This window comes from Microvirga solisilvae (genome assembly GCF_022808595.1).
GTDB lineage: Bacteria > Pseudomonadota > Alphaproteobacteria > Rhizobiales > Beijerinckiaceae > Microvirga > Microvirga solisilvae.
In genome coordinates this window covers 1-14,709 of sequence record NZ_JAKUCN010000010.1, presented here as the reverse complement: position 1 = coordinate 14,709, position 14,709 = coordinate 1, and the positions used below count along the sequence as shown (strand labels likewise).

13 protein-coding genes and 1 pseudogene are annotated in these 14,709 nt (G+C 60.5%); 7 read left to right on the top strand and 7 right to left on the bottom strand.

What is annotated here, in order from left to right; genetic code table 11:
• Positions 1-315: 315 nt before the first annotated feature.
• The 3 genes from MJ639_RS16595 to MJ639_RS16585 all read left to right on the top strand — a co-directional run bounded on the left by MJ639_RS16595 (position 316) and on the right by MJ639_RS16585 (position 4,276).
• Positions 316-2,337 carry a PQQ-dependent sugar dehydrogenase gene (locus MJ639_RS16595; protein ID WP_243375198.1) on the top strand — a complete coding sequence of 674 codons (2,022 nt, stop codon included), beginning with the start codon at positions 316-318 and terminating at the stop codon, positions 2,335-2,337.
• A gap of 164 nt (positions 2,338-2,501) precedes the next feature.
• Positions 2,502-3,884 carry a dipeptidase gene (locus tag MJ639_RS16590; RefSeq protein WP_243375195.1) on the top strand — a complete coding sequence of 461 codons (1,383 nt, stop codon included), beginning with the start codon at positions 2,502-2,504 and terminating at the stop codon, positions 3,882-3,884.
• Between the two features lie 38 nt (positions 3,885-3,922).
• Positions 3,923-4,276, top strand: coding sequence for an endonuclease domain-containing protein (locus MJ639_RS16585; protein ID WP_243375193.1), 354 nt, complete (start codon positions 3,923-3,925; stop codon positions 4,274-4,276).
• Between the two features lie 157 nt (positions 4,277-4,433).
• Here the strand turns inward: MJ639_RS16585 and MJ639_RS16580 are convergent, their stop codons facing one another.
• Positions 4,434-5,108, bottom strand: a complete 675-nt coding sequence (locus tag MJ639_RS16580; protein ID WP_243375190.1) for a haloacid dehalogenase type II — start codon at positions 5,106-5,108, stop codon at positions 4,434-4,436.
• 156 nt (positions 5,109-5,264) lie between these two features.
• Between MJ639_RS16580 and MJ639_RS16575 the strand changes: the two genes are divergently transcribed.
• A complete protein-coding gene (locus tag MJ639_RS16575) occupies positions 5,265-6,140 on the top strand; it encodes a branched-chain amino acid aminotransferase (protein ID WP_243375188.1) in 876 nt (291 codons plus the stop codon).
• 88 nt (positions 6,141-6,228) lie between these two features.
• A complete protein-coding gene (locus MJ639_RS16570) occupies positions 6,229-6,948 on the top strand; it encodes a DUF1194 domain-containing protein (RefSeq protein WP_243375185.1) in 720 nt (239 codons plus the stop codon).
• A 3-nt stretch (positions 6,949-6,951) separates the two neighbouring features.
• Here the strand turns inward: MJ639_RS16570 and murJ are convergent, their stop codons facing one another.
• Together murJ and MJ639_RS16560 are read right to left on the bottom strand one after the other, a co-directional pair.
• Positions 6,952-8,478, bottom strand: a complete 1,527-nt coding sequence (gene murJ, locus MJ639_RS16565) for a murein biosynthesis integral membrane protein MurJ (RefSeq protein WP_243375183.1) — start codon at positions 8,476-8,478, stop codon at positions 6,952-6,954.
• A 5-nt stretch (positions 8,479-8,483) separates the two neighbouring features.
• Entirely contained in the window at positions 8,484-9,470 is a 987-nt protein-coding gene (locus MJ639_RS16560; protein ID WP_243375179.1) for a glycosyltransferase family 2 protein, read from the bottom strand.
• 194 nt (positions 9,471-9,664) lie between these two features.
• On the opposite strand from MJ639_RS16560, the gene MJ639_RS16555 reads away from it, so the two are divergent.
• Positions 9,665-10,519 (top strand): ChbG/HpnK family deacetylase, encoded by an 855-nt coding sequence (locus MJ639_RS16555; protein WP_243375176.1) that lies wholly within the window; start codon positions 9,665-9,667, stop codon positions 10,517-10,519.
• 46 nt (positions 10,520-10,565) lie between these two features.
• Here the strand turns inward: MJ639_RS16555 and MJ639_RS16550 are convergent, their stop codons facing one another.
• Positions 10,566-11,165: a superoxide dismutase gene (locus MJ639_RS16550; RefSeq protein ID WP_243375173.1), complete on the bottom strand. Its 600-nt coding sequence runs from the start codon at positions 11,163-11,165 to the stop codon at positions 10,566-10,568.
• Positions 11,166-11,341: 176 nt separating this feature from the next.
• On the opposite strand from MJ639_RS16550, the gene MJ639_RS16545 reads away from it, so the two are divergent.
• A complete protein-coding gene (locus MJ639_RS16545; protein WP_243375171.1) occupies positions 11,342-12,355 on the top strand; it encodes a hypothetical protein in 1,014 nt (337 codons plus the stop codon).
• Here the strand turns inward: MJ639_RS16545 and MJ639_RS16540 are convergent.
• The 3 genes and pseudogenes from MJ639_RS16540 to MJ639_RS16530 all read right to left on the bottom strand — a co-directional run.
• Positions 12,348-12,902: a hydrolase gene (locus MJ639_RS16540; protein ID WP_243375166.1), complete on the bottom strand. Its 555-nt coding sequence runs from the start codon at positions 12,900-12,902 to the stop codon at positions 12,348-12,350. The two genes, MJ639_RS16545 and MJ639_RS16540, sit on opposite strands and share 8 nt — an antisense overlap.
• Before the next feature lie 9 nt (positions 12,903-12,911).
• Positions 12,912-14,312, bottom strand: coding sequence for a PAS domain-containing protein (locus MJ639_RS16535; protein ID WP_243375164.1), 1,401 nt, complete (start codon positions 14,310-14,312; stop codon positions 12,912-12,914).
• Positions 14,313-14,461: 149 nt separating this feature from the next.
• Positions 14,462-14,709, bottom strand: a pseudogene (locus MJ639_RS16530) (histidine kinase); the annotation flags it as partial.

Sequence of the window (14,709 nt, the reverse complement as noted above, 5' to 3'; positions counted from 1 at the left end):
CAGGCTCGATATTTCTTTTGACCTGATTCATCGCCTGCGAAGCAATATAACGCCATGTCCCAGCTCTCTCCAAGATCGCTGCGGATGATGATTGCCGTAATGTCGGTCGTGACTTGTGGACGATATGAAGTTCATCACATCGCGCGCGGGACGTTGAACAGACTGATACGGCCTTGGAGTAAAATCCGCCGCATTGGGAAAATACCCGGCAATTATGGCAAAAGTATCTTTATAATCTAACCATTAAGGGCATTTGACGAGCATTATCACATTGCGAAACGTAATGATGTTGATTCCTATATCCAGGAGGTTTCCATGGTTGACCGGGTCATCATCAAAGGAAGCAATGACGCCGATACTCTAACAGGCACCGATGCCGCAGAAACGATCTATGGCTTTGATCCCGATGGGCCAAGCCAAACAGTATCGCTGACGGCCTCCCGCGTTGCCTCGGGCCTATCGCAGGCCTTGTTCACCACGTCTTCTCCGACAGATCCCAACCAGCTCTTCGTTGTTCAGAAGACAGGGCAAATCCGGGTTGTCGATCTGACGACAGGGCAGGTGCAAAGCAAAGCCTTCCTCGATGTGTCGAGCCAGGTCAGCACTTCGGGCGAGCAGGGTTTGCTCGGCTTTGCGTTCGATCCGAATTATGCAGCCAATCGAAAAGTCTACGTCTACATGAGCAATCAGGCGGGAGACGTCGAGATCCGTCAGTACTCCACGATGAGCGGCTCTCTCGAAGTGGACCCGGCAAGCGCAAAGCTGATCAAAACGATCGACTTCGCGGCCGGTACGGAACGTCATCGTGGCGGGTGGATAGGATTCGGGCCGGACGGCTATCTCTATGTGGCAGTCGGAGATGGTACACGCTCTGCGAACGCGCAGGATCTTTCCAATCCCATGGGAAAGATCCTGCGTCTTGATGTGTCGAGGGATGCGTTCCCTAGCGATCCCAATCGGAATTATGCGCTGCCTGATGATAATCCAAGCCATATCGACGGCATTGCCGGCGATGCGACGGGGACGGGAATCTACGCTGCGGGATTGCGCAATCCCTGGCGCGTCAGCTTCGATCGTTTGACGAATGAGCTTTATATCGCCGATGTCGGCGAGAGCACAGCTGAGGAGGTCAATATCGGTCGTGCCGGAGCCAATTACGGCTGGCCTGGAACGGAGGGCGGTTTCGATCCAGATGATCATCCGGACTATACGCAGCCTATCCATTTTTATGGACGAACCGAAGGACGCTCCATCACGGGCGGGTATGTCTATCGCGGTGAAAACGAAGCTCTCCAAGGGCATTACGTTTTCGGTGACTACGCCACAGGCCGTATCTGGACGCTCGACGATTCCACCGGCACCTGGAAGGTGACGCAGCATAGCGTCGGCGTCGATGCGGGAGCCATCAATCGTCCGACCTCTTTCGGAGAGGATTCTCTCGGCAATCTCTATGTCGTCGATTACGATGGCGAGATCTTCCGGCTCAATCCTCAGGCATCCCCCGGCGGGAGCATCGATCAAGGAGACACCATCAACGCGCGTGGCGGCGACGACATGGTCTATGGCGGTGCAGGCAACGATACCATCGATGGCGGAACCGGCGTCGACACCATGATCGGCGGTCAGGGCGATGATCGGTACATTATCGACAACGCCGCGGATGTGATTGTGGAAGGCATCGCCGAGGGAACCGACACTATTCGCTCTTCCGTCAGCTACACGCTGACCGATGCCATGCATGTCGAGGTTCTGTGGACCAAGAATACATCCGGAACGACGGCGATCAACTTCACCGGCAACAACCATGACAATCGAATCTCAGGTAACGCGGCGGGCAATATCCTGTCGGGACTCGGAGGCGATGATCTGATCAAGGGCCTCAACGGCAACGATACGCTCATCGGCGGCGCTGGAGAAGACGACCTGCGTGGTGAGGAGGGTAATGACCGATTGGAGGGAGGCCTTGACGCCGACCACATCGAGGGCGGCATAGGGACTGACGTCATGCTCGGCGGAGGCGGAGCTGACATCTTCATCTGGGATGATATCTCCGAAACAAGCCCAACGCTCAGCGCCGCCGATGTGGTGCTCGACTTCAATGGAGCGGGCGGCGATCGACTCGATATCTCCGATATCGATGCCAATACGGGGAGGTCCGGAGGGCAGGCTTTCGCCTTCATCGGCACGGCCGCGTTCACGGCTGCCGCGCAGGTTCGCTATGAGGTGAGCGGTGGGCAGACGATCATCCTGCTCAACACCGATGCAGACAGTGCCGCAGAGGGCGTTATCCGCCTTGAAGGGGTCCACAGCATGCAGGCCGGGTGGTTCGACCTGTAGCCTTGCACCGGCATTTTATTGGATTTCTTCCCAAGCGGCCGGCGGAAAACTCCGCCGGTCGTGCTCTTCGAGATGGGATTTATGGCCCGAGCCTCTTGCGGTACGTCCGTCTTAGGAGCACTTTGCCGCGCAATCGGATAGATTCCACAACCAAAAGAAACGCCATGTCCCAGCTCGACCAAGTTCTCTCCAAGATCGATGCCGATCTCGATGCCTCCCTGGAGCGCCTGTTCCAGTGGCTGAAGATGCCTTCGATCTCCACCGATCCGGCCTACAAGGACGATTGCCGCAAGGCCGGTCAGTGGCTCGTGGACGATCTGAAGAGCATCGGGATCGAGGCATCATTGCGCGAGACGGGTGGGCATCCCGCCGTGGTTGGCCACGCCAAGGGTGAGGCGAAGCCCCATGTGCTGTTCTATGGCCATTACGACGTGCAGCCGGTCGATCCGCTGGAATTGTGGGAGACGCCTCCCTTCGAGCCGCGCATCATCACGCTGCCCGATGGACGCAAGGCGATCAGCGCCCGCGGCTCCTCCGACGACAAGGGCCAGGTGATGACCTTCGTGGAAGCCTGCCGCGCCTGGAAGGCGGTGACGGGCACGCTTCCGATCAATATCACCTTCCTGGTCGAGGGTGCGGAGGAGGACGGCTCCAAGTTCCTGCCCGAATTCATCGAGGCCAACAAGGACGAGCTGAAGGCCGATGTGGCGCTCGTCTGCGATACGGGCCTGTGGGATCAGGACACGCCTGCCATCAACTCGTCTCTGCGCGGCATGGTCTATGAGGAAGTGATCGTGCGCTGCGCGGATCGCGATCTGCATTCCGGCATGTTCGGCGGCGCTGCGCGCAACCCGATCCACGTGCTGTCGAAGATCATCGCCGACATTCACGATGCGAACGGCCGCATCACGATTCCGGGCTTCTACGATGGCGTGCATGAGACGCCCTCGCAGGTTCTCGACCAGTGGAGGAGCCTGAACCTTACGGAGGAGGCCTTCCTCGGCGAGATCGGACTGAAGCATTCCGCCGGCGAGAAGGGCCGCATGCTCATCGAGCAGATCCAGTCGCGCCCCACCTGCGACGTGAACGGCATCATCGGCGGCTATACGGGCGAGGGCACGAAGACCGTCATCGCCGCGCAGGCGAGCTGCAAGATTTCGTTCCGCCTCGTGGGCGATCAGGACCCGGCCAAGATCGCGGACAATTTCGAAGCCTTCGTGCGTGAGCGCATCCCCGCCGATTGCTCGGTGGAGTTCATTCGCCACAAGGGCACGCGCGCCGTCTCGCTGCCGCATGATTTCCCGGCGCTGACGGTGGCGAAGTCCGCGCTCTATGACGAGTGGAAGAAGGATACCATCGTGATCGGATCGGGCGGCTCGATCCCGGTCGGCGGCGACTTCAAGCGCATCCTCGGCCTCAACACGCTCTTCGTCGGCTTCGGTCTCGACGACGACCGCATCCATTCGCCGAACGAGAAATACGATCTCAAGAGCTTCCACAAGGGCATGCGTTCCTGGGTGCGCATCCTCGCCGCACTCGCGAAGTAGGCAAGGCAAACCAATGATGGCTCTCTCCGGTGAAGGACATGCAACGGTTCATCCAAAGAGCCCGGCAGCTCCGTAAGGAGCAGACTAATGCGGAGGCTGTGCTTTGGTATGCATTACGCAATCGCAAATTGGCACGTTGGAAATTTCGCCGCCAACACCAAATCGACAAGTACATCGTCGATCTGGTGTGTCTGGACGCCAGACTGGTGATTGAAATTGACGGAGCAACTCACTCTCTGCCGCAAGAAATTGCATGGGACAATGAACGGACAGGTGTTCTCGAAGCCTGTGGCTATCACGTCCTACGCCTGCAGAATGCAGACATCTACGGCAACATCGAAGGTGTCTTAGAAACGGTTCTGGCAGAGTTGGAAATACGCACTCATGTATAGCGCGTCCTTCACCTCTCCTTGAGGGAGAGGTCGGACCGTTAGGTCCGGGTGAGGGGTTACAGCCTTATCCGGAAAGGTCTCGCCCCCTCACCCTCGCTGCGCTCGACCTCTCCCCACCGGGGAGAGGTGGGGCTGCGCCCACAAGACGCTGGGTGGATCACTGCACCAGCCCATACAGCGTATCGATGACCGCGTGCGGCGGGATGTCGGTGTATTCGTCCGGCATGCCGAGCCGGTTGACCCAAACCGGCGTGAAGCCGAACACGGCGGCGCCCGCCACGTCCCAGCGATTGGAGGAGACGAAGACGATCTCATCCACGTTCAACGACAACTCTTCCAGCGCCAGCTGATAGGCGTCTGGGCTGGTCTTGAAAATTTTCGCCGCATCGACGGAAAGAACCGCGTCGAGCACGCTGCCGAGATCGGCGGCAGAGACGGAGGCGCTGAGCATCGCGGGATCGCCGTTGGACAGGATCGCCGTGCGCAGGCCTCTCGAGCGCAGCGCCTGCAGGGTGATGCGCACTTCGGGATAGGCGTCGAGCCCGCGATAGGCATCGAGTAGGAGAGGGCGGACGGAGTAATCCGCCGTGGAGCAGCGGGCGAAGGCGAAGTCGAGCGCCTTCTCCGTGAGCGACCAGAACGACTCGTACCGGCCCGCGAGGGAAAGCACCCAGGAATATTCAAGCTGCTTGGCGCGCCAGATCTCCGACAGCCTTGTCGCCTCCGGCCCGACCTGCGCCGCATGGCGGGCCACGGCCGAATGCACATCGAACAATGTTCCGTAGGCGTCGAAGACGACGGCCTTCGTGTTGGCCGGAATGAGGGTGGGCAACGCAGTGGCTCCTGGACCAGGAATGAAAGGATCAATCATCCCCTTTCATGCATCCCATCACAAGACTTTATCTTGTCCAGGCGGCATGACCAATTGACGGATGTCCCTTAAAGGGATTCGATAGGGCAGGTATTCTGACCCAAAGGATGAAGGCAAGTGGCTTGGTATTCGCAAACCTGGAACTGGTTCAACGGCGCATGGCATGAGGGCAATCCGCCGCTCATCGGACCGCGCTCCCATGTTTCCTGGCTGGGTTCCTCCGTTTTCGACGGCGCGCGTGTGTTCGAGAACGTGATGCCCGACATGGACCTGCACTGCACCCGCGTGAACCGTTCGGCCCTCACCATCGGCCTCAAGCCCACCATGGATCCCAAGGCTATCGTCGATCTGGTGCGTGAGGGCGTAAAGAAATTCGCTCCCGGTACGGCGCTTTACGTGAAGCCCATGTATTGGGGCGAGGCCGAGGGTCTCGCCACCATCGCGCCCGATCCGGAATCGACCCAGTTCTGCCTCTCGCTCTTCGAGGCGCCGATGCCGGTGCCGGGCGGGTTGTCCGTGATGAAGTCGAGCTTCCGCCGCCCGACGCTTGAATCCATGCCGACCGATTCCAAGGCCGGCGCGCTCTATCCCAACAACGCCCGCGTGATCCGCGAGGCGAAGGAGAAGGGCTTCGACAACGCACTCGTCTGCGATGCGCTGGGCAACGTGGCCGAGACCGGCACGTCCAATGTGTTCATGGCGAAGGACGGCGTGGTCTATACGCCGTTCCCGAATGGCACCTTCCTCAATGGCATCACCCGCCAGCGCGTGATCCAGCTTTTGCGCGACGATGGCGTGCAGGTGGTCGAAGGCACGTTGCGCTATGAGGATTTCGCGGCCGCCGACGAGATTTTCATCTCGGGCAATTATTCCAAGGTGATGCCGGTGCTGCGCATCGACAGTCGCGATCTCCAGCCCGGCCCGTTCTATCGCCGCGCCCGCGAGCTCTACTGGGCCTATGCCCATTCGCAGCCCGTCACCAAGGCGGCGTAAGGCTCTTTCAAGGACTTGTGAACCGGGGCCGAGAGGTCCCGGTTTTTTGCTGCCCTAGATGCGCATGGTGTCCTTTGCGGAGCCCCCGATGCGCCTGATCCTGAACAGCCTCTTCACCCTCGGCCTGCTGACGGCTTCCGCCCACGCGGAAAGCGTCGATCTCGAACTCGTCTTCGCCGCCGACGGTTCGGGCTCCATCGACAACGACGAGCTTCGTCTGCAGCGCAAGGGCTGGGCCGATGCGATGATGAGCGCTGAAGTGCTGAACGGGATCAAGGATGGTGCCGTGGGGGCCATCGCGGTGGCCTATATGGAATGGGGTGGACCTAGCTCGCAAGTACTCATCGTCGATTGGCACGTGATCCGTGACGAGGCGAGCGCGAAGATTTTCGCCGACAAGCTCATGAGCGCCCCGCGCGGGGCGAGCGGTTACAACTCCATCTCCAACGCCATCGATTTCTCCGTGCGGCTCGTGGAGCAGAATACGCATGACGGCACGCGTAAGGTGATCGATGTGTCGGGCGACGGGCCGAATATGGGTGGACGCTCCATCGAGAGCGCACGCGCGGATGCCCTGGCGAAGGGTTTTACGATCAACGCGCTCGCGATCCGCCGCCCCGGCAGCGGAAGGCCCGGCGGTCCGGGCGGCATGCCGCTCGAGGATTATTATTCGCAGAACGTGATCGGCGGTCCGGGCTCGTTCGTGGAGATCGCTGACGAGACGCAGCCCTTTGCGGTCGCCGCACGGCGCAAGCTTCTGACGGAGATCGCAGGCACCGGAGGCGCGACGCGCCACGCGGCGCGCTAGAGGTCAGCGCCGCGCGAGCCTGACGCTGATGGCCTTCATGCCGATGAGCAGCGCGCCGCCATAAATCGCTGCGCCCAGAACTCCGAGCACACCCAGCAGGATTTCGCTCCGCCAGATCGGGAGGAGGGCGATCCATTGCGCCAGAGGCGTTGGGGCGAACAACGCGAAAGCAGCCAACAGGATGCTTGCTGCCGCGATGGCGAGGCAGGTCTTGCCGAGCGAGCGGCTCAGTGCCGTCCATCCGCGCCGATAGGCGAGCACGAAGAGCAGGATCAGGTTCACCCACACGCCGATGGCCGTGCCGAGAGCAAGACCGACGACGCCGTAAGTGTCCATCAGCAGGAGCTTCACAACGATGTTCACGCCGACCGCCGTGAGGGAGGCAATGAGCGGCGTCGTGGTGTCGGAGCGCGCATAGAAGCTCGAAACCGCGGAACGGATGAGAACCGCTGCAGGAAGGCCCAGACCGTAAGCAGCGAGAACCGCGCCTGCGCGCTGCGCGGCCTGTGCATCGAAGGCGCCGCGCTGGAAGAGCGCGGTCATGATCAGGTCCGGCATCGCCAGAAACGCCACGAAGAAAGGCGCGGCGAGAGCGAGCGTCAGACCTACGGTTCGGTTCTGCGCGGCATAGGCACCCGCCTCGTCGCCCGCGGCGATGCGGCGGCTCATTTCCGGCAGCAGCACGGTGCCTGCTGCAATGCCGATCACGCCTAGGGGGAGTTGATAGAGACGGTCTGCGTAATAGAGCGAGGAAACCGCGCCCGTGGGTAGGAAGGAGGCGATGATCGTGTCCGCGAAGATCGCGAGCTGAACACCGGCGGAGCCGATGATGGCAGGGCCGAGAGCCTTGAAGAAGCGCTTCATGGCCATGTCGCTGCGCGGCTTCTCGAGGCTGGGAGACGCATTCAGGCTGCGCGCCGACGACCAGACCAGCAGCAATTCGAAAATGCCTGCGGCGGTGACGCCCCAGGCTGCCGCGTAGCCTGCATTGGGAAACAGGAACGTCACCGCAAGCGCTGCGATCATCGACACGTTCAGAAGAACGGGCGCGGCTGCTGCGGCCCAGAACTTGTCGTGCGCGTTCAGGACCGCCGAGTAGATCGTGACGATGGTGATCAAGAGGAGATAGGGAAATGTGATCCGCGTCAGCGAGACCGCGAGATCGAATTTCGCCGGATCGTCCGCGAAGCCGGGAGCCAGCAGCCGCACGACGCCCGGCATGGCGAAGAACGCGCCGATCAGAAGTGCGATCTGCACGATCAGCATCAGCGTGGTGATGCGGCTCGCAAAGGATTTTGCGGCCTTCTCTCCATCGGCTTCGAGCACCTGAGCATAGGTAGGTAGGAAAGCGTTGTTGAAGGCCCCCTCACCGAAGATGGCGCGGAAATGGTTCGGGATGCGGAAGGCGACGAAGAAGGCGTCTGCAATCGGGCCGACGCCCATCACGGCAGCGATCACCACATCGCGGATGAAGCCTGTAAGACGCGAAACAAGCGTCCAGCCGCCGACGGAAAGGATCTTCTTGAACATCGGTCTTAGGCCTGACGCAGCATGTAGTTATCGGGAACGAGGTGGGACGAGACTTCTGCCGCACCGCCGATGCGTTCCGCCACCACATAGAGCGGCCTGCGCTTCACCTCCGCGAAGATGCGTCCCACATATTCACCGATGATGCCGAGCGACATGAGCTGGATGCCGGAGAAGAACATGATCGACACGATGAGGCTCGGGAAGCCGGGCAGGTCGGTGCCGAACAGAATCGTTCTGATCATGAAGTAGATTGCGGTCGCAATCGAGAGGAACGAGATCAGGAAACCGAGATAGGTCCAGATCCTTAAGGGGACCGTGGAAAAAGCTGCAATGCCATCGAAGGCGAAACGGAAGAGCTTTCTGAAGCTCCATTTCGACGTACCGAACTGGCGCTCCTCCACCACGAAGGGCACGCCCGTGCCCTTGAAGCCGATCCAGGCATAAAGCCCTTTCGAGAAGCGCGCCTTTTCGCCGAGCGTGCGCAGCACTTCGACACCTTTGCGGTCTATGAGACGAAAATCGCCCGCGCCTTCGGGCAGGCTGATTTCGCCGAAGCGCGCGAAGAGGCGGTAGAACAGATGCGCGAAACCGCGCTTGGTGCGAGTCTCGTCCGAGCGGTCGGTGCGCTGGCCGTAGACCATATCGTAGCCCGCCTGCCAGCGCTCCACGAAGGCTTCGATCATCTCGGGCGGATGCTGCAGGTCCGCATCCATGATCACTACCGCATCGCCCCGCGCATGATCGAGGCCAGCTGCGATGGCGATCTCCTTGCCGAAGTTGCGGCTGAAGGAAACCGCGCCGACCCGCGCCTCGCGTTGAGCCGTGGCGCGAATGACATCGAGCGTGTTGTCTCGACTTCCATCATCCACGAACACCACTTCCCAGCTCAGGCCGATCTTCTCCAGCACCGGGAACAGGCGCTCGCAGAGCGGCCCGATATTGGCGCTCTCGTTGTGGACGGGAATGATGACGCTGATCTTTGGCGACGCCACGGCTTGAAACCCCTGATGTTCGGTCGCATCAAGAGCCGAGTTTGCGCCTTTCCTCAAGGGCCTAAGTTCAATTTCACGTTAGAATGTGGCGTGTTGGGCCGGCCTCCTATTGCCGCATGATCTCATCCGAAAACCGGTTCCCACTTTTCGGGATCATGCCTTAGGGTGCGGCAAAGCCGATTTAGGGAAAATCCATGCTAGCCTCCCGCAACGTCATTCTTTGCGCCGACGATTACGGCCTTAGCGATAGCGTGAGCCGAGGCATCGTAGAGCTGGCGGAAATGGGTCGCCTGTCGGCCACGGGCGCCATGACCAATATGCCCGGCTGGCAAAGGAATGCGGCCGCTCTGACGCCCCTGAAAGGGCGGATAAGCATCGGCCTGCATCTCAATCTCACGACAGGATCGCCCTTGGGCGCGATGGCAAGGCTCGCCCCGGCGGGACAATTCCCGCTCCTGGAGGCGCTCCTGGGTATGTCCCTCAAGGGGCGGCTGGATCAGGCCGAGATCGCGGGCGAGATCGCCCGCCAGCTCGACGCCTTCGAGGGCGCTTTCGGCGAGGCGCCATCCTTCATCGACGGCCATCAGCATGTACATGTGCTGCCGGCGGTCAGAGCCGCCTTGTTCCAGGTGCTGCGGGAGAGAGGCTATGCGGGACGCCTGTGGCTGCGGGACCCTGCCGAGAGCGTGTTCTCCATCCTGCGCCGTCCCATCGGGCGAGGGAAGGCCTTGCTCGTCAAGGGTTTCGCGCGGGGCTTCGCCCGCGAGGCGCAGGCTGCGGGCTTTGCCGTGAACAAGGGCTTTTCGGGCTTTGCTCCCTTCGACCTCTCGGTGTCTGCGGGTCGCATCTTCGACGTGGCCTTCTCGCACCTGGGATCCGCACCCCTCGTCATGTGCCATCCCGGCTATGTGGACGACGAGTTGCGGAGCCTTGACCCCGCTGTCGAGAGCCGTGTGGCGGAGCTGGACTATCTGAAGTCTGATGCGTTCGCGGCGATGCTGGAGGAGCGGGGGATCAGGCTCGTTCCAGGTCTCGCCCAGGCAAAATAAAACGGGCCTCCGAAGAGGCCCGTGTCACTTAATGTCGAAAGCCGGCTTACTTCGTGGCGGCTTCGAACATCTCTTCCACGTGCTCCCAGTTCACCAGGTTTTCGAGGAAGGCCTTGAGGTAATCGGGACGGCGGTTGCGGTAGTCGATGTAGTAGGAATGCTCCCACACGTCGCAGCCGAGGATCGGCTGTGCACCGTGAACCAGCGGGTTCTCGCCGTTCGGCGTCTTCATGATCGTGAGCTTGCCGTCCTTCACGGCGAGCCAGGCCCAGCCGGAGCCGAACTGGCCGACACCGGCCTGGATGAAGTCTTCCTTGAACTTGTCGACGGAGCCGATGTCCTCGACGATCTTCTTCTCGAGCTTGCCGGGAAGCGCGCCGCCGCCATTGGGCTTCATCCACATCCAGAAGTGGATGTGATTGTAATGCTGTCCGGCATTGTTGAAGAGAGCCTGGTTCTTGCCGTAGGAGCCCTTCACGACCTCCTCGACGCTCTTGCCTTCGAATTCCGTGCCTTTCAGCAGGTTGTTGCCGGTATTCACGTAGGCCGCATGATGCTTGTCGTGATGAAACTCCAAGGTTTCCTTCGACATGTAGGGCTGGAGGGCATCATAGGCGTAGGGCAGTTCGGGCAGGGTGAATGACATCGGCGTCTCCTTGGATTTTGAGCGACCTGTGATGCGTTAGTTAAAGCTCCCCCGGCTCAAGAGCAACGGCCCGGGGGCGGACTTTTTTCTGCCCAATCTTTCCATGAGGTTGCCTTTGGCCTATAGAAGCATAGCTTTGCCTTTGAAAATCTTGGTTTGCGTATGATGGAGACGGCATGATCATCGCCCTTTTGGCCCTCGCTTCTGCGATGATCTTAGGTGGATTACTGGCTGCATTCTTTGGCTGGGACATCGTTCTGATAGAACGTGGCTGGACCATGGTGCTCGCAGGAAGCTTCAGCGCGGCCTGCGGCGCGGTCCTGCTCGGGATCACGGCGGCGGTGTCGAAGCTTTCAGGGATTCAGGCCGAACTGGCGCGCCTTCAATTCGGCTTCGATGAAGAGGTTCGAGAGGAGGCTCCCCAATCCTCGACTGGTCTGTCCATGGCGGCTCTCGCAGGCGGTCTGCTCGGCGGTCGTATGTTCGGCCGCGGCGAGGATAAGGCCCAGCAAAAGACGCAGGACAAGCCCGTCGACATGCCGTCCCTCGTCGATATCGAGCGGCGCGAGCCTGCCGATGAAAGCCTCGAGCCGGGCGACGAGCCCGAGATGCCGAGGATCAGCGATCCCTTCCTGCCGTTCCCGCCGAGGGCTGCTTCCGACGAACCAGAGCACCGCGAGGATGAAGAGGACGACATCGAGAGCAAGGTTCCCGACTTCCTGCTCGCGGAGCGTCTGCGGGAAACGTACGTGGAATCTCGCGGTTCGGAGCCGGAGAACTCTCTTTTCGCCGACGAGCCCAGGCTGGACGATGTAGAAGAAGAGCGCCGGGACAATCTCGACCGCGACGATATTCTTGCGCCGCTGCCCGAACCCGCACCGATCATCGAGCCGGAGCCTGAGCCGGAACTTGAGCCCGTGCGCGGGCCTGAGCCCGAGTTGGCCGCTGCCGAATTGGAATCCGTTGCTCCCGAAGAGCCGGCACGCGAGGAGAGCATTGCGGAAGAGCAGCGCCCTGGCGCTGGCGCAACCGTCATCGGCACCTACAATTCGGGCGACAACACCTATGTGATGTTCTCGGACGGCTCCATCGAGGCGCAGACCCCCGGAGGCCTCTTCCACTTCAAGTCCCTCGACGAACTCAAGGCCTTCATCGCCTCGGGTGGCGAGGGCGGAACATCCGCTACTTGAGCAGGGGAGAGAGGGCCCGGAAATCGTCCGTCGCTGCCCTCTCCATCCATTCGAATACCGTCATCTCCGTCGTGACCCAGTGGCAGCCTGCATGGAGCAGGCGGGCACATGCCGCGCTCACGCTGTGAGGCGAGCGGCTTGAGACCGCATCAGCGACCACGGCCACCTCGAGTCCTTGATTCCTGAATCCGAGCGCGCTCTGAAGCACGCAGACATGCGCCTCGGCGCCACAGATTACGAGCTGATCGCGGCCTTCGCCGCGTAGCGACGCAACACGTTCCGCGGTTGCCGCGTCGCCGGCAGCGGAGAAGCTCGTCTTCGGAAGAACGAGTGCGTCGGAGGGGAGAAGCTCCGTCACGGCTTCGACCGTCGGTCCAAGACCGTTGGGATATTGCTCCGTGACCGTCACGGGCACGCCAAGGCGAGACGCCGCCTGCAGAAGAATCTTCACGTTCCTGAGCACATTATCGCCGTCGTGAATGGCCGGCGTGAGCCTGGCTTGGATATCAACGACAAGCAGGTGCGATCGCTTTGCGCTCAGGAGCATGATGTTTCCTCATCCCGTCTGACGGAGGCCCAAGACTCGGCCGTCATCTTCCTTCGCCAGCTTGTAGTCGTGAATGTCGAGGGTCGTGCCATGCCACCCCTTGAATGCACCGTGCTCATCGATATGAGGAACGGCCCGCACCAGATGCCAGCGATAAGTGCCATCGTTCGAACGGCAGCGGATTTCAGCCGTGATGCTGGAGCGGCGCTGCCGATGGAACGCCTCAATCTTCAGAGCATCGGTCAGATCGTCCGGATGCACAAGGGCCTTCCATTCGGACATGGATGCCTGATCCAGTGGGCGACCGAGAAACGTATTCCAGCCTTCGCTCACATAGGTCAGGCGCAGATCGGCATCGATGGTCCAGATGATGGCGGGGAAGGAATTCGTCGCCTTTTGCAAACGCTCTTCCGCTTCGCGGGCACGGATCTGGGCGCGCGCTTTCTCGACAGCCATCCATGTGCGATCCGCAACATCCTGAACCAGCGAGATATCATCGACAGGCCAGGGCCGAACTTGGCCTGAACTCACGTAATAGACCGAGACGAGCTTACCGTTCTTGAGGAGGGGTGCGGTGAGAATGGTTCTCACATTGGCACTCTTATATAGAGCCACCTTTTCGGGGTCGTCGCGGACCCACGGATCGTTGAGCACGTCCTCTGTGAAAATGGCCTGCCCCTGTCGCAAAGGCCCGAACACCGGCTCGCCGATCTCACTTATTCTCTCGATCCGCCCATCATTGCTGAAGAGGCCTTTGGACCATTCCCGTTCTACTACGACCAAGTCCCTGTCTTCGAAAATCTCGCCATAGCCGGCGTTGTCGATCTTCAGGAATTGGGCAAGGCTGCGCGCCGATGCTTCCATGATCGCGTAGGGATCATCCAGACTCCCGATCTGCTCGTTCAACCTCGACAGGAATTCCTGTCGGTGCTGCACCCGTCTGGATTCCTCTTTTGCTTTCTCACGTTCGGCGATGTCCTGAGTGACCCCCAGAAGCCGAACAGGCTTGTTGCTCCTGTCATAAAGGGCGCAGCCTCTGACGTGCACGCTGCCGATGCGCCCGTCGGCGCGGAGCACACGATGCTCCACCTGGAAGTCCGTTTTCGTGCGCAGAGAAAAAGCAATCGCCTGCTCCACACGCTCGACATCGTTCGGGTGGATCATGCCCTTGAGCGTATCCCTGGTCAGGGAGGTATCCAGCGACAAGCCGAACATGGCTTTGAAGGCTTCGTTGCCGATGATCTCACCGGTCGTGAGATCCTGCTCCCATGCTCCAAGCCTACCAATGTCCAGCGCCATCCGGAGCTTGCCGTTGCTCAAGAAAAGCGCCGTGTCGGAAATAAGATTATCATCCGCAGGTTGCGAAAGATCGCTGCCTCGCAGAGTAGTTGCCCCAGCTGCATTCGTCATTGTTAGTGCTCTTAAGGATGCATTGCTGATCCCTAAGGTATTTCCGATCTCCCGTCACCTTGTATCTTTTTGGGAAGATAGCTTGCCGTCTCAAGGTGAACTCTCTTCGAGCATGAGCCAATACTATTGGTCCTCAAGGGAAGGCGGCCTTATTTGTCAGGATTGAAGAGGGGCGGGCTGCCCTGGAGCGGCATGAGCATCGAGAAATGCAGCCCATGCTCCTGGAACTCCATGTTCACCTGGGCCTGGAGCTGCGTGGTCAGAACCCGCTGCAGCAGCCGCGAACCAAAGCCCTGCCGCGCCGGCGCCGTCACCCGCGGACCGCCATGCTCCATCCAGGAAAAATGCAGCATCGGCTGCTCCCCGCCCGGCGCAATGTGCCAGCGCACCTCCACCT